This is a genomic window from Actinomadura rubteroloni (assembly GCF_002911665.1).
GTDB lineage: Bacteria > Actinomycetota > Actinomycetes > Streptosporangiales > Streptosporangiaceae > Spirillospora > Spirillospora rubteroloni.
The window spans coordinates 1,337,216-1,357,292 of the sequence record NZ_MTBP01000001.1 but is presented as its reverse complement, the minus strand read 5'-3'; the positions used below and the strand labels follow the sequence as shown (position 1 = coordinate 1,357,292).

The following is a 20,077-nucleotide window of genomic DNA, read 5'->3' as shown; positions in this document are numbered from 1 at the left end:
GGCGGACGGTCGGCGCGGCGGGAGAGAACGGCGGCGGTTCTCCTTGCGGCGCGTGCATTTTCTGTGTCCGCGGTCACCGGAATCGGACAACCCGGCGGGACGGGCCGGTAAGGTCTCCTGTCCGAAACGGATGGATCCCCGTAGCATCTGTGACGGTTCGATGCGGCCGCCGTGCCCGGCGAGCCAAGGGATACGCCAAGAGGCAGCTTCTGCCTGTCCCCTCGTAGGAGGAAGCTAGCGTGAGCACGGTCATCGTCCGGCGCGGCGAGCGGCGCAAGCCGCCCGCGATGCCGCGCGGCGAGATTCTGCTGGAGTCCCCGCCCGAGCTGCCGGAACTGATCCCGCAGGGATTCCAGGCGGTGCTGACGTACCTGCCGATGCTCGCGGGCTCCGGCGCGATGGTGTTCATGATGGCCGGACGCGGCGGCGGCACCATGCAGTACGTCGCCGGCGGGATGTTCGCCGTGTCGATGTTCGGCATGATGCTCGGCCAGGTCGGCAAGAACAGCGGCGAGCGCAAGGTCAAGCTGAACAACGAGCGCCGCGACTACCTGCGGTACCTCGGGCAGGTGCGGCGCAACGTCCGCAAGGCCGCGCAGCAGCAGCGCGAGGCGCTGGAGTGGAGCAGCCCGGACCCGGGGTCGCTGTGGTCGCTCGTGATGAGCGCGCGGCTGTGGGAGCGGCGGCCGTCCGACGACGACTTCGGGCAGATCCGCATCGGGACGGGCGCGCAGAAGCTCGCCGTCCAGCTCATCGCGCCCGAGACCAAGCCGATCGAGGACCTCGAACCGATGACGGCGGGGGCGCTGCGCCGGTTCATGCGGACGCACTCCAACGTCCCGAACCTGCCGATCGCCGCGTCGCTGCGGTCGTTCTCGCGGATCGTCCCGCAGGGCGACCCCGAGGCCGTCTACGGGATGATCCGCGCGATGCTCCTCCAGCTCGCCGCGTTCCACTCGCCCGACGACATCCGCATCGCGGTGTGCGCGTCGCGGGAGCGGATGCCGTGGTGGCAGTGGATCAAGTGGCTGCCGCACAACCAGCACCCGACCGAGACCGACGCGGCCGGGCCGGTGCGCCTGATGAGCGACAGCATGGCGACGCTGGAGGCGATGTTCGGCCCCGAGGTGAAGGACCGGCCGCGCTTCCAGCCGGGCCTGTCGCAGGACGACCTCCCCTACTACGTCATCATCATGGACGGCGGGCAGGCGTCCTATGACTCCCAGCTCGCCGCCGACGGCATCGAGGGCGTCTGCATCGTCGACCTGACCGGGTCGGTCGCGCCGGTGCACGAGTCGCTGATGCTGCGGCTGAGCGTCCGCCCCGAGCGGGTCGACCGGCTCACGAAGGACCGCACCGGCAAGGACGTCGGCACGCGCATCTGCAAGCCCGACACGGTGGCGCTCCAGCAGGCCGAGGCGCTCGCCCGGCAGCTCGCGCCGCTGCGCACGAGCGTCGCCGCGGGCCCGGAGGAGGACGCGCTGTCCTCGGCGACCACGGTCACCTCGCTGCTCGGCATCGAGAACCCGTTCCAGGTCGACCCGAACGTCATGTGGCGTCCGCGGGCGCCGCGCAACCGGCTCCGCGTGCCGATCGGCGTCGACACCGACGGACGGCCCGTCCACCTCGACATCAAGGAGTCCGCGCAGGGCGGCATGGGGCCGCACGGCCTGTGCATCGGCGCGACCGGATCCGGCAAGTCCGAGGCGCTCCGCACGCTGGTGCTCGGGCTCGCCGTCACGCACTCGTCGGAAGTGCTGAACTTCGTTCTCGTCGACTTCAAGGGCGGCGCGACGTTCCTCGGGATGGACCAGCTCTCGCACGTGTCCGCGGTCATCACCAACCTGGAGGACGAGCTCCCGCTGGTGGACCGCATGTACGACGCGCTGCACGGCGAGATGGTCCGCCGCCAGGAGTACCTGCGCGCGTCCGGGAACTACGCCTCGCTGCGCGACTACGAGAAGGCGCGCGAGCAGGGCGCCGACCTCAAGCCGATGCCGACCCTGTTCCTCGTGCTGGACGAGTTCTCCGAGCTGCTGTCGGCCAAGCCGGAGTTCGCCGACCTGTTCGTCATGATCGGCCGGCTGGGCCGGTCGCTCGGCGTCCACATCCTGCTGGCCTCGCAGCGCCTGGAGGAGGGCAAGCTGCGCGGCCTGGACACGCACCTGTCCTACCGGATCGGCCTGCGGACGTTCTCCGCGCAGGAGTCCCGCGTGGTGCTCGGCGTCCCCGACGCCTACGAGCTGCCGTCCGCGCCCGGGCACGGCTACATGAAGTTCGGCACCGAGTCGATGACGCGCTTCCGCGCCGCGTACGTCTCCGGCCCGGCGACCGAGGACCTGCAGCCCAAGGAGAAGGCGGGCGCACGGGTGGTCCGGCAGGTCGTCCCGTACATCCCCGACTACATCCGGCCCCAGCTCATCGAGGAGCAGGCGTCCGAACAGCAGCACGAGCACTCCGACTCGCAGGCGTCCCTGTTCGACGTGGTCGTGAAGCAACTGGAGGGGCACGGGCCTCCCGCGCACGAGATCTGGCTTCCCCCACTGGACGCGCCTCCCACCCTGGACGAGTTGCTGCCCTCGCTCGCCGTCTTCCCCGAACTGGGCCTCACGACTCAGCATGAGGGCTGGCGCAACCGGCTGCACGCCGTCGTCGGAATTGTGGATAAGCCCTTCGACCAGCGCCGCGACCCCCTGTACGTCGACCTCACCGCGGCGGCCGGGAACGTCGGCATCGCGGGCGCCCCGCAGGGCGGCAAGTCCACGATGCTCCGCACGCTGATCGCGTCGCTGGCGATGACGCACACTCCGCAGCAGGTGCAGTTCTACTGCCTGGACTTCGGCGGCGGCACGCTCGCCGCCCTGGAGGACCTGCCGCACGTCGGCGGCGTCGCGAACCGGCTCGACTCCGACCGCGTCCGCCGCACCGTCGCCGAGGTCACCTCGCTGCTGGAGCGCCGCGAGCGCGAGTTCGCCGAGCGCGGCGTCGACTCGATGGCGACCTACCGGCGACTGCGGGCGTCCGGCGAGATCACCGGGGACGGCTACGGCGACGTGTTCCTCGTCGTGGACGGCTGGATGACGCTCCGCCAGGACTTCGAGAGCCTGGAGGCGACCCTCACCGACCTCACCGCGCGCGGCCTCGGCTACGGCATCCACCTCGTCGCGACCGTGAACAAATGGTCGGAATTCCGGATGAACATCCGCGACCTGTGGGGGACGAAGCTGGAACTGCGCCTCGGCGACCCCTACGAGTCCGAGATCGACCGCAAGCTCGCGGGCAACGTCCCCGAGGGCAAGCCGGGACGCGGCATCACCCGCGAGGGCCACCACTTCCTCACCGCGCTTCCCCGGCTGGACGCCGACGCCGACGCGACGACGCTCGCCGAGGGCGTCAAGAAGTTCGTCGGCGCGGTCGCGGGGAACTGGAGCGGCCCGCAGGCGCCGCAGGTGCGGATGCTGCCGTCGCTGCTGCCCGCCACGTCCCTGCCGGCCCCGGCCGAGACGGGCGCGCGCATCCCGATCGGGATCGACGAGGACAACCTCGCGCCGGTCTTCCTGGACTTCTCCACCGAGTCGCACTTCCTGCTCATCGGCGACACCGAGTGCGGCAAGTCCAACCTGCTGCGCGGCATCACCAAGGGCCTCATCGACCGGTACACGCCCGAGCAGGCCCGGATGATCTTCATCGACTACCGGCGGGCGCTGCTCGACGCGGCCACCACCGACCACCGCATCGGGTACGCGGCGTCGTCGGCGGCGGCGGGCGGGCTGGTGAAGGACATCGTCGGGGCGCTGCAGGCGCGGCTCCCCCCGGCCGACCTCACGCCCGACCAGCTCCGCGACCGGTCCTGGTGGAACGGCCCCGACCTGTATCTGATCATCGACGACTACGACCTGGTCGCGACGTCCGGGAACCCGGTGGGGCAGCTCGTGGAGCTGCTGCCGCAGGCCCGCGACATCGGCCTCCACGTCATCGTCGCGCGCGCGTTCGGCGGCGCCGGACGCGCGATGTACGACCCGGTCCTCCAGCGCATCAAGGAGATGGGCTCCCCCGCGCTGATGATGTCCGGCAACAAGGACGAGGGCGCGCTGTTCGGCAATCTCAAGGGGCATCCGCTGCCGCAGGGCCGCGGTTACCTCGTCGACCGTCGTTCCGGCACCCGGCTCATCCAGACCGCCCAGTACGAGTGATCCGCTCCCCACGGAAAGGCTAGGCAAGCGATGGCGGAATTCAGCCTCGGTCCCGGATTTGAAGCGTTCCAGCGCGACATGGAACGTCAGATGGGCGACTTCTCCCAGATGCAGGACGCCATCAACGCGGCCGTCGGGAGAGGCGAGGCCGCCGACGGACGGATCGTCGCCGAGTACCGCACCGAGGGCGGCCTGACGAAGCTCGACCTGGACCCGCGCGCGATGCGCCTCCCGGCCGCCGAGCTGAGCGACGCCGTCCGGACGGCCGTGAACGCCGCCGCGCAGGACCTCCAGAAGAAGGTGCAGGAGGCCAGCGCATCGATGTTCAAGATGTCCGACGACCCGGCGAAGGGCATGGACCCGGCGGGCGCGCTGGCGTCCCTCGACAAGATCGCCAACGGGTTCGCCGGGCAGATGCGGGACCTGGCGCGCGAGCTGGGCGTGCAGCAGCAGCGCGCCAAGGAGGCGATGGACAACTACAACGGCCCGAACCGCCCCGGCCCCCGCTGACCCCATCGCGCGAGACGGCCCCGGGAAGCCTTCCCGGGGCCGTTCGTCATGTCAGGCCGGACGACTCAGAGGTCCCACGGCGGGGCCTTGTCCTCTTTCTTCTTCGTGTAGAAGGGGGTGTCAGTCTGGTCCGTGGTCTTATAGCCGCCCTTGCCGTCGTCGGCATAGGTCTCGGTTCGCTTGTAGCCGTCCTGGCCGTTGACCTGCACGCCCGCGTTGCCGGAAATGGTGCCCGAGCCGTCGCCGAAATTGTGCGAGCCGCTGATTCCGCCGGTGATGCCCGCCGACGGAAGCGGGAGGCTGTCGTTCTTGCCGCCGTTCGGGTCCGGGAGCCGCGTCGGGTTGTTGAATCCGAGGCTGTCGGGCGTCGAAAGGGTTCCCTGGGCGCCGTACTTGATCTCGCCGCCCTTGCCCTGGCCGATGCCGTCCTCGTCGGTGTACTCGGCGTTCCCGTTGACCGACGCGACGCCGCCGACCTTCACGCCGCCCGACAGGTCCCCGCCGGCGAGCCCGTGGTCGCCCCACTTCACGTGGCCGCCGCCGGTGATCTCGGTGCCGGTCGGCGTCTTGTACGTTGCGCCGCCGCCGATGTTCCAGGTGTGGTTGGCGTTGCGGTCCGCGTCCAGATCGACGTTGGAGATCGGCGAGCCCTTGCCCATCCCCCGCGCCCCGGCGACGGTGAGCCCGGCGTTGATCGCGTTCTGCGCGCCGTTGGCCAGCGCCGTCGCCGCGCCCGTCGCCTCGGCCTGCCGGAAGTCGGTCAGCGCGCCCTCGTCGCCGTGCGCGTACTCCTGGAGCGCGGCGAGCATCGCGCCGCCTTGGAAGACCATGCCGGCGATGGACGCTGCGGCGCCGAGGATCCCGGTCGCGACCGTCGTGATCGTCAGGCAGGTCGCGGCGACGGCCTCGATCTCCGGGCAGGCGACGGCCGTGAAGACCCCGGCGGCGGCTGCGATGAAGGCGACCGCGAGCGCGGCGACGAAAACGCCCATCCCCATGGCGAAGATCGCGTAGACGAGCATCGCGTACGCGTAGGCGATCAACGCGATCGAGACGGCCTGGCAGAACGTGGCGACGATGTCGAGCTGCTGGCAGAACTCGTCCACCTTCTTGGCGTAGGCGTCGCGGTCCTGCGCCGTCCACGCCTGCGCCGGGATCGCCTGGAGCGACTGCTTCAGTTCCTGCGCGGTCTTCTGGAGGCCCTTCGCCGTCTTGTCCCAGGACTCCGCGGCCTTCTCCAGGTTGACCGGGTTGCCGTTGGCGAGCTTGAACTCCGTCGCGATCCAGATCACGGGCGGCAGGACGATCTGCGCGCCGCCCGCCGTCATCTGCGCGGCGGACATCAGCGACCCGTACGAGTTGAACGTGCCGGACATCGACTCTTCCCTCAGACCGTCTTGATCGTGCTGGACTGCTCGGACGCGCGGTACGTCTTCGCGGTGTTTTCTACCTTCTTCGCGAAGTCCGCCAGCATGTCCCGATGGCTGTTGAGCGTCTCGTACGCGAACTGGAGGCCCATCGGATACAGCATCGAGGCCGTGTTGCCGACGATGGAGAAGTCTCCGCCCTCGACCGTCCCGTTGTCGTTCAGTTCCTTGCGGGCGTTCTCGTAGTCGCCGTCCTTGATTTTCCCGACGTCCTGGCCGTGCTTGGCGATGCGGTCGGGGTCGATCTGGATAGTCATGCGGTGCCTTCCGATGGCGGGGGGATCGCCATGTTGGATCGTTCTGCGGCGTCTAGTGGTTCACGGCGGTGAAGCAGTAGGTGGTGTACCTGTCGTCGGACCCGGACTTGTACCGCCAGTCGTTCACCCAGTAGAGGGCGATCGCCCCCGCGTGCTGCGAGCAGACGGCGGTCACCGGGGCACCGGTCACGAAGGTCGTTCCCGCCGCGCCGGCGGGCGGCGTCCTGCTCCGGACCTCGCCCGCGACCTTCCAGCGCGCACGGTCGTCGGAGCACTTGCGCAGTATGGCTTCCTCGTCGAAGCATTCGCCGGTGAAAGGCGCGTAGGACCTGTACGGCTTGCTCGCCATCGGATCGAGCGTCCTGTACTCGGTGTCGCCCGACAGAAGGAAGAACAGGCCGGCGATGCCGAGGGAGAAAGCCAGGGCGCCGGCGGCGAGGACGAGGAAGAAGATCTTGCCGCGGCGGCTGACCCGGGACCAGTTGGAGCCCGGCGGAGGCGGCGGCGCGGGAGACCAGGGGGACGGGCGAGGGGCCGAGGGAGGGTACATCGCCGTGCGTTTCCGGTAGGGGACGCTGGGGAGCTTCCGGCAGGATAGGGGCAAGACCCGTGGCCCGTCACGACTTCGGCTCGGGCGCTTTGCGGGCGTATCCCCTAAAGTTCTGTGCGGCCCTCGATGACTCCCTGGAAGGCTGTGACCATGAGGTGGACGGCGATCGCCGTGCTGGCCGGGTGCGTCGCGCCGCTGGCGGCGGCCCCGGCGGCGCAGGCCGCGCCGCGCGCCCCCGCCAACTGTTCCCCCGAACAGGGCGCGTACGGCAAGGCGCAGCTCCAGCAGGAGCCCGCGCCGTGGTGGCTGGAGACGCTGAACGTCAAGGCCGCGCACGACAAGGCGACCGGCAAGGGCGTCACCGTCGCCGTCGTGGACAGCGGGGTCAGCGGCGCGAACCCGCAGCTCGCCGGGCAGTTGCTGCCGACGGTGGACGTGAGCAAGTCCGGGCAGGCCGACTGCGTCGGGCACGGCACCGAGGTCGCCGCCCTCATCGCCGCCAAGCGCGGCGTGACCCCGTTCTACGGCGTCGCGCCGGACGCGAAGATCCTGCCGGTCAAGTTCGCCGCGCAGTCGTCCGGCGTGGACAGCGGGCTGGCCGCCAAGGGCATCGAGGAGGCCATCGCCAAGCACGCGGACGTCATCAACATCTCCACCCAGTCGATCTCCGACGACCCCCGGCTGCGCGCGGCCGTCAAGCACGCGCTGGCGCGGAACATCCCGGTGGTGGCGGCGGCGGGGAACCTGGACCGGGAGAAGGGCGACGTCCCCGAGCTGATGTACCCGGGCGGCTACCCCGGCGTGATCACGGTCGGCGCCGTGGACCGGACGGGCTCCATCACCACGTTCTCCAACCCGAAGACGCCCGTCACGGTCATCGCGCCGGGCAAGGACATCATCACCGCGTCGGCGGACGGCCGCTACATCGCCAAGGACGGGACGAGCTTCGCCGCCCCCATCGTCGCCGGCGTCGTCGCGCTGATCCGCCAGGCCTACCCGGACCTGACGCCCGTGCAGATCAAGAACCGGCTGGAGCGCACCGCCGACGGCGGCAAGGGCGCGGGCAGCGGCGCGGGCATGGTCAACCCGTACGAGGCGGTGACGGCGGTGCTGTCGGGCGGCGGCCCGTCGGGAGCACCGGCGGCGGGGGCGCTCGCGCCGGTGGAGATGGTCCCGGCCAAGCGCGTCGACCCGCGGCAGCGGAACATCGCGTTCGGCGTCGCGGGCGGCGGGATCGGGCTCGCGGCGGTGGTCGCGGCCGTCGGGGCGGTGCTGCCGCTCGGACGACGGCGCGGCTGGCGTCCGGGACGGGTCGTCGTCGCCGAGGAGCCGCACACCCCGCGGTACCGCTGACCGGTTGTTACCGGGACAGAACGCCCGCTAGATTCGCGGATCATGGCCATCCCCAGAAAGACCGCGAGCCTCGGCGCCGCAGCCCTCATCGCGTTCGGCGGCGTCCTCAGCACGGCCGCGAGCTGCGCCGGCAGCTCCTGCGTGAACTCGTCCTGCACCATCACGTTCACCGACGGGGCACGGACGGTCGAGGTGCTCGACATCACGGTCCGGCTCATCGACGTCCAAGGCGGCCAGGCGCGCATCTCGGTCGGCGGCGTCCCCGCCACCGTGAGCGTGAACAACACCCAGCAGGTCGGCCCCTTCAACGTCACCGCCGAGAAGATCACTCCTAGCGAGGTGAAGCTGAAGATCTCGCGCTGACGGCAAGGCGACGGCCCCGTCCCGGAGCGGGACGGGGCCGTGGACGTGCCTCGCGGCGCGGATCAGATGGCGACCGACAGGGCCGCCACCTCCCCCGTCCGGGCGGTGACGGTGTTGTCGACGCTCACGCCCCCGGCGGCGAGCACGCGCACGGTCCAGTCGCCGTCGGCGGCGAAGAACCGGAACACGCCCTCGTCGCCCGTCACGACTTCGGCGGTGAACTCGCCGGTCGCGTCGAGGAGACGGGCATAAGCGCTGGAAACGGGGGCGCCGTCACGGGTGACGGTGCCCTGGATGACGGCTTCGTTGGCCAGGTCGACGGTCGCGGGAAGGTGCGCCGTCTGCGCGGGCGCTGCGCAGCCCTGAGTCATGTCGTTTCTCCTTCTCCGCCTGGCACGGCGGGGTGGGACTCCGCGGGTCGCGGGGAAAAGGGGTGTTACTTGGGCTCGCCGAGCTCGATCGGCACACCGACCAGCGAGCCGTACTCGGTCCAGGAGCCGTCGTAGTTCTTGACGTTCTCCAGGCCGAGCAGCTCACGGAGCGCGAACCAGGTGTGCGACGAGCGCTCACCGATCCGGCAGTAGGCGATGGTGTCCTTGTTCAGGTCCACGCCGGCCGCGCTGTACAGCTCGCGCAGCTCGTCGTTGGACTTGAACGTCCCGTCGTCGTTGGCGGCCTTCGACCACGGGATGCTGCGCGCGGTCGGGACGTGCCCGGCCCGCTGCGACTGCTCCTGCGGCAGGTGCGCCGGGGCGAGCAGCTTGCCGCTGAACTCGTCGGGCGACCGGACGTCGATCAGGTTCTTCGTGCCGATCGCGTCCACGACCTCGTCGCGGAAGGCGCGGATCGCCAGGTCCTGCTCCTTGGCCTGGTACTGCGTGGCCGGACGGGACGGGACGTCCTCGACCAGCTCGCGGGAGTCCAGCTCCCACTTCTTGCGGCCGCCGTCGAGGAGCTGCACCTTCTCGTGCCCGTACAGCTTGAAGTACCAGTACGCGTAGGCCGCGAACCAGTTGTTGTTGCCGCCGTAGAGGATGACGAGGTCGTCGTTGGCGATGCCCTTGGACGACAGGAGCTGCTCGAAGCCCGTCTTGTCGACGAAGTCGCGGCGGACGGGGTCCTGCAGCTCCGTCTTCCAGTCGATCTTCACGGCGCCACGGATGTGGCCCTTGTCGTAAGCGGAGACGTCCTCGTCGACCTCGACCAGCACCAGGCCGGGGTCGTCAAGGTGGGCGTCCACCCAGTCGGCGTCCACCAGGACGTCGGAGCGGCTCATACGGGAACCTCCCTGTTGGAGTGTTTCTTCGTGGTGATACGGCGGATCAGCAGATACATCTCGCAGCCGAGGCAGAACCCGAACGCCGCGTTCAGGAATGCCGCACCCAGCGCGAGGGCGGTGGCAACGATGCCGAGCCAGGTGATCCCGAGGGCGTACCCGGCGGTTCCGGCCAGCGCGAAGACGAGGCCGACGCCCTGGGCGAACCGGGGCGGCCGGGCGTCCTCGGTCTCCGCGGGCGGACCGACGCGGGGCCGGATCAGCGCTTTGAAGACCAGTCCGTACGGGGCGAACCGCATACCGAAGACCGTCGCGAGTGCGAAGACCAGGGCCTGAGCGGCGAGCAGCACCGTGTTCCCGTTGACCAGGACGGCGATGAGGACGACGGACGTCACGGCGGCGGCGAAACGCTGCGCGCGCGGATCGACCTGCATCACGAACTCCCGGCGCGGTAGAAGGTGCGTGCTTTCGTTCTTCGCCGCCCGATCGGGCGGGACTCGGCGAAGGCGAGGTGCTCGGGGTTGGCGGGCTCGATGCCTCAGGCCATACGACAGAGCGAGGCGGCCACGCGGCAGAAATCAACCGCGCGACGCTTCGTGAGCATCTGCTCTGTCCAGTAACGCACGGCACGATGGTAAGCCGACAAACGGGACTCTGTCACTTCCATCTCAGCATGCGAGCGAAAGATCTTGGTCTTCCCGCAGGTCAGCGTGGCCCGGCTCACGTTCGTCTCACGCTATGGCCGTGCCGAGCGCGGCGATCACGTCGGCCTTCCGTGGCTGGCCGGCGGCGCGGCGGACGACGCGTCCGGTGCCGTCGAGGACGAAGACGGTCGGCGTGCGCAGGACGCCGAGCCGCCGGACGAGGTCGAGATTCCGTTCGGCGTCCAGCTCGACGTGCGCGACGCCGTCCACCATCGCGGCGACCTCGCCGAGGACGCGCCGGGTGGCCCGGCAGGGCGCGCAGAAGGCGCTGGAGAACTGGAGCAGGGTGGCGCGCTCGCCGAGCGCGGCGCCGTCGAGGTCGGCCGGGCCGACGACCGTCGCGTCCATGTCCTCTCCTCCGCGCAGCGCCCCGTCGCGGCGCCGCCGGACGAGCCCGAAGACCGTCGCGGCGGCCAGCACGCCGAGCGCGACGTACAGTCCCGTCATGCTCAGGGCAACCCGCGCGCGGATCCGGATGTTCCCGGGCCTCAGCGGGCCTGGACGCGGGCCAGGTTGACGTTGTGGGCGGTCGCGGCGACGCGCAGGCCCTGCGGGGTGGGCGTGAGCTCGCTGATGCGGGACCCGACGGGCAGGTTCGCGACCGGGACCGTCCAGCTCAGCGCGGCCACCGGGATCTGGAGCGAGCTGCTGCCGACCGACACCGGGGTGACCCGGATGCCCTGCGCGGTGGGCTTGAGCTTGACGACCGCGTCGCCGGTGAGCTGGAAGCCGAGGACCGAGCCGGCGAGGCCGACCTTGAGCCGGTCCCCGTCGGGCCGGATGCTCGTGATCTCCTTCGGCGCGTTCTTCTTGATCGCCGAATAGGGGACGAGCGCGGACGCGGTGGCCGCCCCCGCGACGACGCCGCTGGAGTTGCCCGCCGCGATCTGGTCCAGCGGCGCGGTGACGTCCCGCATGTCCACGGTGACGTCGGAGACCGTGACACCGCGCTCGGTCCAGTCGCCGATGCGGACGTCGATGTGGCCGTACTTCCCGCCGAGCGCCTGGGTGAGGAACGGGATGCCGTGGATGGTCACGTCCGGGCGCTGCGCCAGCCCGTACTGCGACTGGACGCGCTCGGCGATCTGGTTCTGCGCGATCCGCACGCCGATCCGGTCCGCGGCGACCGCGCCGCCCACGACCAGGACCAGCAGGACGAGCAGGAACTTCCGCATGGGTCTCCTCCGGCGTGACGTGATCGCCACACCCTATGCGCGGTGCGGGGACGGTGCCGTCGCCCCTCGGAGTGACTTCCGGACGTCCCGCAATGGCCTTCCGGGACGAGTCGGCGTGTGAGATCAGCCACCCGCGAACGGAGGCAGGACCTCGACCACGCCGCCCTCGGGGAGCGGCACGGACGCGTGCGGACGCGTCCCGACCGGGTCGCCGTCCACGAGGAAGGAGCTGCGGGCGACGACGCGGGCGAAAGCGCCGTCCCGTCCGGCGCGGCGGGCGGCGTCGGCCAGCGCGTCGGCGAGCGTCGCGGCGTCGTAGGGCTCCTCGGCCGTGCCCGCCGCCGCCTTCGCCGCCGCCCAGTAACGGATCGTTCCCTTCGCCATCGTCCCAGGGTCTCATCTCGGCCGCGAAGCACGTCCAGGGGAATGTTCCCCATTGCCCGAATGTCCGGCTCGGATATGCTCGGGGCGAGGGATCCGGGCGACGAGGCCATGAGTTCATCCACGGCCCCGGCACGGCCACCCCGCCTCGCGCCGTCGGCCCACCCGCCAGGCCGAGGATGAGCCGCCTGGATCCCACGTCCTTCACGGCGAGGAGGCGGCACTTGAGCAGTTTGCTCTTGCTGACCAACGCATTGGAACCTTCCGACGAAGTCCTGCCCGCCCTGGGCCTGCTCCTGCACTCCGTGCGGGTGGCGCCGGCCGAGGGCTCGGCGCTGATCGACGCACCACCCGCCGACGTTCTCCTGGTGGACGCCCGCCGCGACCTGGTCCAGGCCAAGAGCCTGTGCCGGCTGCTGCGCACGACCGGGCTCGACTGTCCGCTGCTGGCCATCGTCACCGAGGGCGGCCTGGCCGCGCTCTCCCCCGAGTGGGGACTGGACGACGTCCTGCTGCAGACGGCCGGGCCCGCCGAGGTCGAGGCGCGGCTGCGGCTCGCGGTCGGCCGCGCCGCCGCGGTCGGCGAGGCCGAGGAGGTGCCCGGCGAGATCCGCAGCGGCGAGCTGACGATCGACGAGGCCACCTACACCGCGCGGCTGCGCGGACGGGTCCTCGACCTCACCTTCAAGGAGTTCGAACTGCTGAAGTACCTGGCGCAGCACCCCGGCCGGGTCTTCACGCGGGCGCAGCTCCTCCAGGAGGTGTGGGGCTACGACTACTTCGGCGGCACCCGGACGGTGGACGTCCACGTCCGGCGTCTGCGGGCCAAGCTCGGCGCCGAGTACGAGTCGTTGATCGGCACGGTGCGCAACGTCGGGTACCGGTTCGTCCCGGACCACCGTCCGGGCGAGGCGGAGGAGGCGACTCCGGTCGCGACCTGAGATGGGCGCGCCCCGGGGATCAGGCCGAACGCCGGATCCCGGGTCGCGGCCCTCCCCCGGAACGGTCCACGGCCGTCCCGGGAGACGGCCGCGCCCCAGGCGCGCGCGGGGGGCCGGCGCGTGCGGCGCGCCGGCCCCGGCGGGTCAGCCGAAGCGGCCGGTGATGTAGTCCTCGGTGGCCTGGACCTCGGGCTTGGTGAAGATCTTGCTGGTCTCGTCGATCTCGATGAGCTTGCCGGGCTTGCCGGTGCCCGCGATGTTGAAGAACGCCGTGCGGTCGCTGACGCGGGCCGCCTGCTGCATGTTGTGCGTCACGATGACGATCGTGAACTGGTTCTTCAGCTTCGCGATGAGGTCCTCGATCGCGAGCGTGGAGATGGGGTCGAGCGCGGAGCACGGCTCGTCCATCAGCAGCACCTGGGGCTGGACCGCGATGGCCCGCGCGATGCACAGCCGCTGCTGCTGACCGCCGGACAGGCCCGCGCCGGGCTTGTCGAGCCGGTCGTTGACCTCGTTCCAGAGGTTCGCGTCGCGCAGCGCCTCCTCGACGACGTCGTCCAGCCGGGACTTGCCGCGCACGCCGTTCAGCTTCAGGCCGGCCGCGACGTTGTCGTAGATCGACATGGTCGGGAACGGGTTCGGCCGCTGGAAGACCATGCCGACCGTCCGCCGCACCGCGACGGGGTCGACCGACGGGCCGTAGAGGTCGTCGTCGTCCAGCAGGACCTTGCCCTCGACGCGGGCGCCGGGGATGACCTCGTGCATGCGGTTCAGCGTCCGCAGGAAGGTGGACTTGCCGCAGCCGGACGGGCCGATGAACGCCGTCACCGAGCGCGGCTCGATCGTCATCGAGATGTCCTCGATGGCGAGAGTGCCGCCGTAGTAGGCGTGCAGCCCGGAGACTTCGATCCGCTTGGCCATGAGGGTGGGACTCCTATCGGTGACGTCAGCGCCCGGCGGGGCGGAAGCGGCGGGCGACGAACCGGGCGGCGAGGTTGAGCAGCATGATGATGCCGATGAGGACGAGCGCGCCGGTCCAGGCGCGGTCGATCGCGTGCTGGTTGGGGTCGCTCGCCTGGTCCCAGATGAACGTGGGCAGCGAGCCCTGCGGCCCGGAGAACGGGTCGGTGTTGATCGCCTTGGTGAAGAAGATCGTGAGCAGCAGCGGGGCGGTCTCGCCCATGACGCGGGCGACGGCCAGCATCACGCCGGTGAGGATCCCGGTGAAGGCGGTGGGCAGGACGACGAAGGAGATCGTCCGCCAGCGCGGGACGCCGAGCGCGAACGACGCCTCCCGCAGCTCGTGCGGGACGAGCTTCAGCATCTCCTCGGTGGCCCGGACGACCGTCGGGATCATGAGGATGGTCAGCGCGAGCGAGCCGGCGAAGCCCGAGTACTGGAACCCGAACGTCAGCAGCCACAGGGCGAGGATGAACAGGCCGGCGACGATCGAGGGGATGCCGGTCATGACGTCCACGAAGAAGCTGATCGTCCGGGCGAGCCGGCCCCGGCCGCCGTACTCGACGAGGTAGACGGCGGTGAGCACCGCGATCGGGACGGCGATGGCGCTCGTGATGAGCACCTGCTCCAGCGTGCCGATGATGGCGTGGTAGGCGCCGCCGCCGGCGTCGCGGCCGGCGACGCCGTTCATCGAGTGGTTGAAGAAGTCGCCGTCGAGGCGGCCGACCCCGTGGGCGACGACCGTCCACAGGACCGAGACGAGCGGGATCACGGCGAGCGCGAACGCGCCCCACATGAAGACGGAGGCGGCGCGGTCCTTGATCCGGCGGGCCGGGGAGACCGATCCGAACGCGGAGGTCACGCGAACTCCTTCCGGCGGGCCACGATCGCGCGGGCGGCCATGTTGACGACGAGGGTGATCACGAACAGGACGAGCCCGGACGCGATGAGCGCGCCGCGGCCGGTCTCGCTGGCCTCGCTGAAGCCGTTGACGATGTTGGACGCGAAGGTCGCGCCGCCGTCCTCCAGCAGGTGGATGTTGATGCCGGGCACCAGGGTGAGGACCATCGCGACGGCGATCGTCTCGCCCATCGCGCGGCCGAGGCCGAGCATCGACGCGCCGACGACGCCGGAGCGGCCGTAGGGCAGCACCGACATGCGGACCATCTCCCAGCGCGTCGCGCCGAGCGCGAGCGACGCCTCCAGGTGCGAGCGCGGGACCTGGAGGAACACCTCGCGCGACAGCGACGAGATGATCGGCAGGATCATGATCGCCAGCACGACGGACGCGGTGAAGATCGAGCTCTTGCCGGGGTTGTCGCCGCCGAACAGCGGGATCCAGCCGAGGACCGTGTTGAGGAACTTGCTGACGCCCTCCATGTGGGGGACGAGGACCGCGACGCCCCACAGGCCGTACACGATGCTCGGCACGGCGGCGAGCAGGTCCACGACGTAGCCGAGCGGGCCGGACAGGCGCTTCGGCGCGTAGAACCCGATGAACAGCGCGATGCCGACGGCGACGGGGGTCGCGATCAGCATGGCGATGAGGGACGACATGACCGTCCCGAAGGCGAGCTGCGCGATCCCGAACTTGGCCGGGACGGCGTTCGGGTTCCACTCCTGCGCGGTGAGGAAGTTCGCGTGGTTCTTCTGCAGCGCGGGGATCGCCTTCACGATGAGGAAGACGCCGATCGCGACGATGATCGCCAGGACGAGGATGCCGGAGCCTCGTGCGGCGGACGCGAAGATCCTGTCGCCGACGCGCCCGGTGCTCGTCGGCCGGATCGCGCGGCGCCGGGCCGCCGCGCGTGCCTCGGCGTGTGCTTGGACGCCGGTCTCGCTGGTCACGGAGTCTCCTTCTGGGTCCGCGGCTGAACGGGGTACGGCCCCGTCGCCGCTGTTGGCGGCGACGGGGCTGTCGGCACTGTCCGGGTCGGTCAGGACAGGGCCTTCACGGACGTCTGGACCTTGGTGAGGATGCTGTCCGGAACCGGCGCGTAGCCGAGCCCGGTCAGGGCCTTCTGGCCGTCCGCGCTGGAGGTGTAGGTGAGGAAGGACTTCACGAACTTCGCCTGGTCGGCGGGCAGGCCCTTGGAGCAGGCGATCTCGTAGGTGACGAGGACGATCGGGTAGGCGCCCGGCTGCTTCGTCAGGTAGTCGATCTTGAGGGCGAGGTCGTTGCCGGTGCCGGCGACCGTGGCGCCCGCGACCGCCTTGGACGCGCTGTCGGCCGACAGGGTGGCGTACTCGCCCGCGCCGTTCTTGATCTGCGCGGTCTGGAGCTTGTTGTTCTCGGCGTAGGACATCTCGACGTAGGAGATGGCGCCCGCCGTGCTCTTCACCTGCGCGCTGATGCCGTCGGACTTGTTCGCGCCCTGGCCGACACCGTTCGGCCACTTCTTGGCGTGCTCCCACGTCCAGGTCTTCGGCGCGGTGGTGTTGAGGTACTTGGTGAAGTTGTCCGTCGTGCCGGACTCGTCAGCGCGGTAGACCGTCTTGATCGGGTCGCCGGGGAGCTTGGCTCCCGGGTTCTCCTTGGCGATGGCCGGATCGTTCCAGGTCTTGATCTTCCCCGCGAAAACGCCGGCCAGCGTCTCGGGCGACAGCTTCAGGCCGTCCACGCCCGGGAGGTTGTAGACGACGGCGATGGGGCCGACGACCATCGGCAGGTCCCACGCGTCGTTGCCCGCGCAGCGCTTCTTGGCGGCGGCGGCCTCTTCCGGCTTCAGCGACGAGTCCGAGCCCGCGAAGGCGACCTGGCTCTGGTTGAAGAGCTGGATGCCCGCGCCGGACCCGTTCGCGTTGTAGTTGAGACCCGCCCCGGGGCACTTCTGGGCGTAGACGTTCGTCCACTCCTCGACGGCGTTCTTCTGCGCGCTCGACCCGGCGGCGTTGACGGTGCCCTTGACACAGTCGATGTTGCCCGAAGGCGCGGTCGTGCTGCCGCCGTTGTCGTCGCTGCCGCAGGCAGCCAGGGCCAGTGCCCCCGCCATGACGACGCCGCCGATGGCGGCGAGCCGGGAACCGTTCTTCACCGGAGGGTCTCCTCTGAGTTGCGTACTTGCACGGCGGCTCCCCGGGGCGGGTTCCGGACCGGTTGTCCAGACCGGGGGCGCCATCACAAAGGACGCTAAGCAGACGAAGTGACCAGACCCCCCGATCCAGATGAACGGGGAGTGAACTCAAACCGCCATACCCCCGAAGAGTGCCCTGACAAGCCATGACTATGAGATGAACGCCCAGGTCAGGAGTGTCGTGAACGCCGTTGTCCGTGAGCTTTCCGACACTTCGTGCAGGTGAACGGACCGCCCGCCCCTACCCTTCGGGACGCGCTAATCACGTCACCGGTTCGAAGCCCTCGGAGGCGTACATGACATCGGTCGTGTGGGGGGTGAAGGAGAGCGATTCGTAGAGGCGGACGGCGGCGGTATTGGACTCGTCCACATAGAGGAGGATCGCGGGGACGCCGGTCTCGCGCAGGTGGTGCAGGCCCGTCAGGGTGAGGGCGCGGCCGAGGCCGAGGCCCTGCGCGGACGGGTCCACGCCGACCACGTAGACCTCGCCGAGGCCGTCGGGGTGGATCTTCGTCCAGTGGAAGCCGACCAGGGCGCCGTCGCGCTCGGCGAGGAAGAAGCCCGCCGGGTCGAACCAGTCGGCGGCCTCCCGCCGCAGCAGGTCCTCGCGCGTCCAGGCGCCCTGCTCGGGGTGGTGGGCGAAGGCGCGGGCGTTGACGGCGAGCCAGGCGTCCTCGTCCCGGCCGGGGACGAACGTCCGGACGCCGACGCCCGCGGCGAGCCGCACGTCCGGCAGCGGGTCGGCGGCGGGACGGCGCAACTGGAACAGCGCGCGGACGCGCTCCAGCCCCGCCGACCGGGCCAGGCCCGCCGCGGCGGGCAGGTCGCCGTGCGCCCAGACGCGCAGCGCGCCTTCGGCGTCCGCGACCAGCGCGTCGAGCAGCGCGCGGCCGTGGCCGCGCCGCCGGTGCCGGGGATGGACGGCGAACTCGGCCGATGCGCCGTCCGCGTCGAGGTGGGCGTAGGCGACGATCTCGGCGCCGACCGTGAGGACGCGGCCCGCCGCCCGGTGCCGCAGCGCGAGCATCGCCTGCTCCGACAGTGGAACGATCCCGTCGGCCTCGGCGGCGGCGTCCACCAGCGCCGCCGCGATGGGGACCTCGTCCGCGCGCAGCGTCCGCACCTCTCTCATGATCTCCACCCTATTCCCGCGCGACTGACGAAACCGTCACGTAAACGTCATGGCGCCGCCGATGACGCGCGGGGCGGCGGCTTCTACCGTCCGGGGCATGACGAGACGACGCTTCAAGGCGGCCGCGCTCCTCGCGGCCCTCGCGGTGGCCGGCGTCGCGGCGCAGCCCGCCGCCGCCCGGCCGGTCCCGACGGCGACCGTGCGCCTCCTCGCGCTGAACGACTTCCACGGCAACCTCGAACCCCCGTCCGGCGGCTCCGGGACGGCCGTGACCGAGGACGGCGCGTCCGTCCCCGCCGGCGGCGCCGCGTACGTCGCCGCGCACATGAAGGCGCTGCGCGACCGGAACACGCTGGAGGTCGCGCAGGGCGACCTCATCGGCGCGTCGCCGCTGATCTCCGCGCTGTACCACGACGAGCCGTCGGTGCAGTTCCTCGGCGACCTCGGCGTCACCGCGTCGGCCGTGGGCAACCACGAGTTCGACGAGGGCTACCAGGAGCTGCTGCGCATCCAGAACGGCGGCTGCCACCCGGTGGACGGCTGCTCGCCCGAAGGCAAGTGGAAGGGCGCGAAGTTCGACTACCTCGGCGCCAACGTGCTGAAGAAGAACACGCAGACGCCAGCGCTGAAGCCGTGGACGATCCGGTGGATCAACGGCGTGCCGGTCGGGTTCATCGGCGTCGTCACCAAGACGACGCCGTCGATCGTCACCGCCGAGGGCGTCAAGGACCTGACGTTCGAGGACGAGGTGGCCGCCGCGAACCGCTCCGCGCGGCAGCTCAAGGCGCGCGGCGTGCGGGCGATCGTGCTGCTCGTCCACGAGGGCGACCAGACGCCCGCCGGGCAGCGGCCCGACGCGTGCGGCGTCGTGCCGGGCGCGGGCACCCGCATCGCGCGCGAGGCCGACCCGGAGATCGACGTCGTGCTCGCCGGGCACACCCACCAGCAGTACGTCTGCACGGTTCCCGACCCGAACGGGCAGCCTCGGCTGTACTCGTCGGGCTCGTCGTTCGGACGCGTCATCACGCAGGTGGACTTCAAGGTGAACCGGCTGACGCGCGACATCGTCCGGACGTCGCTGCGCGGGGACAACCACGTCGTCACGCGGGACGTCCCGCCGGACCCGGCGACGGAGGCGTTCGTCCAGAAGTGGAAGGCGCGCGTGGCGGACAAGGCCGACGCGCCCGTCGGGAAGATCACCGCGGACCTGACGCGGGCGCCGTCGCCCTACGGCGAGACCGCGCTCGGCGACGTCGTGGCCGACGCCCAGCTCGCCGCGATGAAGGCGCAGGGAGCGCAGATCGCGCTGATGAACCCGGGCGGCGACCGCGCCGACCTCGTCTACAAGGCGAGCGGCGGCGAGGGCGACGGCGTCGTGACGTACGGCGAGGCGTTCGCGGTGCAGCCGTTCAGCAACGTGCTCGGCGTGACGTCGCTGACCGGCGCGCAGCTCGACGCGCTGCTGGAACAGCAGTGGACGAGCGCGGGCGAGAAGATCCTCCAGCCGTCGGCGAACCTGCGGTTCACCATCGACCGCGCCAGGCCGGTCGGAGACCGCGTCTCCGGCATCACGATCGACGGGACGCCGGTGGACCCGTCCGCGACCTACAAGGTGGCCGCGAACAACTTCCTGCTCGGCGGCGGCGACGGCTTCACGACGTTCGCCCAGGGCACCGGGCAGGTGCTCGGCCCGATCGACCTGGACGCGTTCGTCGCCTACCTGAAGTCCGCGTCACCGGTCGCGCCGCCGGCGCTGAACCGAATTTCCGGCCCCTGACACG

At 70.7% G+C, this 20,077-nt stretch carries 21 protein-coding genes; 6 read left to right on the top strand and 15 right to left on the bottom strand.

Annotated elements, in window-relative coordinates; translation table 11 throughout:
• Positions 1–239 precede the first annotated feature (239 nt).
• On the top strand, positions 240–4,193 hold the full coding sequence (gene eccCa, locus BTM25_RS06055) for a type VII secretion protein EccCa (protein WP_103561729.1): 3,954 nt from the start codon (positions 240–242) through the stop codon (positions 4,191–4,193).
• 30 nt (positions 4,194–4,223) lie between these two features.
• On the top strand, positions 4,224–4,703 hold the full coding sequence (locus tag BTM25_RS06050) for a YbaB/EbfC family nucleoid-associated protein (RefSeq protein ID WP_103561728.1): 480 nt from the start codon (positions 4,224–4,226) through the stop codon (positions 4,701–4,703).
• A gap of 65 nt (positions 4,704–4,768) precedes the next feature.
• Here BTM25_RS06050 and BTM25_RS06045 read toward each other — a convergent pair whose 3' ends face one another.
• Genes BTM25_RS06045 through BTM25_RS06035 form a run of 3 tightly spaced genes read right to left on the bottom strand, consistent with a single transcriptional unit; the run spans position 4,769 to position 6,937 of the window.
• Entirely contained in the window at positions 4,769–6,079 is a 1,311-nt protein-coding gene (locus BTM25_RS06045) for a hypothetical protein (RefSeq protein ID WP_103561727.1), read from the bottom strand.
• Between the two features lie 11 nt (positions 6,080–6,090).
• Positions 6,091–6,387: a hypothetical protein gene (locus tag BTM25_RS06040; RefSeq protein WP_103561726.1), complete on the bottom strand. Its 297-nt coding sequence runs from the start codon at positions 6,385–6,387 to the stop codon at positions 6,091–6,093.
• Between the two features lie 52 nt (positions 6,388–6,439).
• Positions 6,440–6,937 (bottom strand): hypothetical protein, encoded by a 498-nt coding sequence (locus BTM25_RS06035; RefSeq protein ID WP_103561725.1) that lies wholly within the window; start codon positions 6,935–6,937, stop codon positions 6,440–6,442.
• 150 nt (positions 6,938–7,087) lie between these two features.
• Here BTM25_RS06035 and BTM25_RS06030 point away from each other — a divergent pair, with 150 nt between their 5' ends.
• The gene (locus BTM25_RS06030) at positions 7,088–8,290 is read left to right on the top strand and encodes a S8 family peptidase (protein WP_103561724.1); all 1,203 of its coding nucleotides are present in this window, start codon (positions 7,088–7,090) and stop codon (positions 8,288–8,290) included.
• Between the two features lie 42 nt (positions 8,291–8,332).
• Positions 8,333–8,653, top strand: coding sequence for a hypothetical protein (locus BTM25_RS06025; protein WP_103561723.1), 321 nt, complete (start codon positions 8,333–8,335; stop codon positions 8,651–8,653).
• 62 nt (positions 8,654–8,715) lie between these two features.
• Here the strand turns inward: BTM25_RS06025 and BTM25_RS06020 are convergent, their stop codons facing one another.
• The 7 genes from BTM25_RS06020 to BTM25_RS05995 form a co-directional block, all read right to left on the bottom strand.
• Positions 8,716–9,024, bottom strand: a complete 309-nt coding sequence (locus tag BTM25_RS06020) for a DUF1416 domain-containing protein (RefSeq protein ID WP_103561722.1) — start codon at positions 9,022–9,024, stop codon at positions 8,716–8,718.
• A gap of 65 nt (positions 9,025–9,089) precedes the next feature.
• Positions 9,090–9,929: a sulfurtransferase gene (locus BTM25_RS06015; protein ID WP_103561721.1), complete on the bottom strand. Its 840-nt coding sequence runs from the start codon at positions 9,927–9,929 to the stop codon at positions 9,090–9,092.
• Positions 9,926–10,363 carry a DUF4395 domain-containing protein gene (locus BTM25_RS06010; RefSeq protein ID WP_103561720.1) on the bottom strand — a complete coding sequence of 146 codons (438 nt, stop codon included), beginning with the start codon at positions 10,361–10,363 and terminating at the stop codon, positions 9,926–9,928. Before BTM25_RS06010 ends, BTM25_RS06015 begins: the two co-directional genes overlap by 4 nt.
• A 104-nt stretch (positions 10,364–10,467) precedes the next feature.
• The gene (locus BTM25_RS30880) at positions 10,468–10,533 is read right to left on the bottom strand and encodes a putative leader peptide (RefSeq protein WP_353819285.1); all 66 of its coding nucleotides are present in this window, start codon (positions 10,531–10,533) and stop codon (positions 10,468–10,470) included.
• Positions 10,534–10,660: 127 nt separating this feature from the next.
• Complete coding sequence (locus BTM25_RS06005) at positions 10,661–11,080, bottom strand: TlpA family protein disulfide reductase (RefSeq protein ID WP_103561719.1); 420 nt, start codon at positions 11,078–11,080, stop codon at positions 10,661–10,663.
• Between the two features lie 41 nt (positions 11,081–11,121).
• On the bottom strand, positions 11,122–11,808 hold the full coding sequence (locus BTM25_RS06000) for an LmeA family phospholipid-binding protein (protein ID WP_103561718.1): 687 nt from the start codon (positions 11,806–11,808) through the stop codon (positions 11,122–11,124).
• Between the two features lie 123 nt (positions 11,809–11,931).
• Positions 11,932–12,192 carry a MoaD/ThiS family protein gene (locus BTM25_RS05995; protein ID WP_103561717.1) on the bottom strand — a complete coding sequence of 87 codons (261 nt, stop codon included), beginning with the start codon at positions 12,190–12,192 and terminating at the stop codon, positions 11,932–11,934.
• A 221-nt stretch (positions 12,193–12,413) separates the two neighbouring features.
• Between BTM25_RS05995 and BTM25_RS05990 the strand changes: the two genes are divergently transcribed.
• The gene (locus BTM25_RS05990) at positions 12,414–13,130 is read left to right on the top strand and encodes a winged helix-turn-helix transcriptional regulator (protein ID WP_103561716.1); all 717 of its coding nucleotides are present in this window, start codon (positions 12,414–12,416) and stop codon (positions 13,128–13,130) included.
• Between the two features lie 144 nt (positions 13,131–13,274).
• Here the strand turns inward: BTM25_RS05990 and pstB are convergent, their stop codons facing one another.
• From pstB to mshD, 5 genes are all read right to left on the bottom strand, one after another.
• A complete protein-coding gene (gene pstB, locus BTM25_RS05985) occupies positions 13,275–14,051 on the bottom strand; it encodes a phosphate ABC transporter ATP-binding protein PstB (RefSeq protein ID WP_103561715.1) in 777 nt (258 codons plus the stop codon).
• A 25-nt stretch (positions 14,052–14,076) separates the two neighbouring features.
• Positions 14,077–14,952 (bottom strand): phosphate ABC transporter permease PstA, encoded by an 876-nt coding sequence (gene pstA, locus BTM25_RS05980; RefSeq protein ID WP_103561714.1) that lies wholly within the window; start codon positions 14,950–14,952, stop codon positions 14,077–14,079.
• Positions 14,949–15,938 carry a phosphate ABC transporter permease subunit PstC gene (gene pstC, locus BTM25_RS05975; RefSeq protein ID WP_103561713.1) on the bottom strand — a complete coding sequence of 330 codons (990 nt, stop codon included), beginning with the start codon at positions 15,936–15,938 and terminating at the stop codon, positions 14,949–14,951. The genes pstA and pstC overlap by 4 nt, the downstream gene beginning before the upstream one ends.
• A gap of 89 nt (positions 15,939–16,027) precedes the next feature.
• Positions 16,028–17,125 (bottom strand): phosphate ABC transporter substrate-binding protein PstS, encoded by a 1,098-nt coding sequence (gene pstS, locus BTM25_RS05970; RefSeq protein WP_103561712.1) that lies wholly within the window; start codon positions 17,123–17,125, stop codon positions 16,028–16,030.
• Between the two features lie 301 nt (positions 17,126–17,426).
• Complete coding sequence (mshD, locus tag BTM25_RS05965) at positions 17,427–18,296, bottom strand: mycothiol synthase (protein ID WP_103562779.1); 870 nt, start codon at positions 18,294–18,296, stop codon at positions 17,427–17,429.
• Between the two features lie 97 nt (positions 18,297–18,393).
• On the opposite strand from mshD, the gene BTM25_RS05960 reads away from it, so the two are divergent.
• The gene (locus BTM25_RS05960) at positions 18,394–20,073 is read left to right on the top strand and encodes a bifunctional metallophosphatase/5'-nucleotidase (protein ID WP_103561711.1); all 1,680 of its coding nucleotides are present in this window, start codon (positions 18,394–18,396) and stop codon (positions 20,071–20,073) included.
• Positions 20,074–20,077 lie beyond the last annotated feature (4 nt).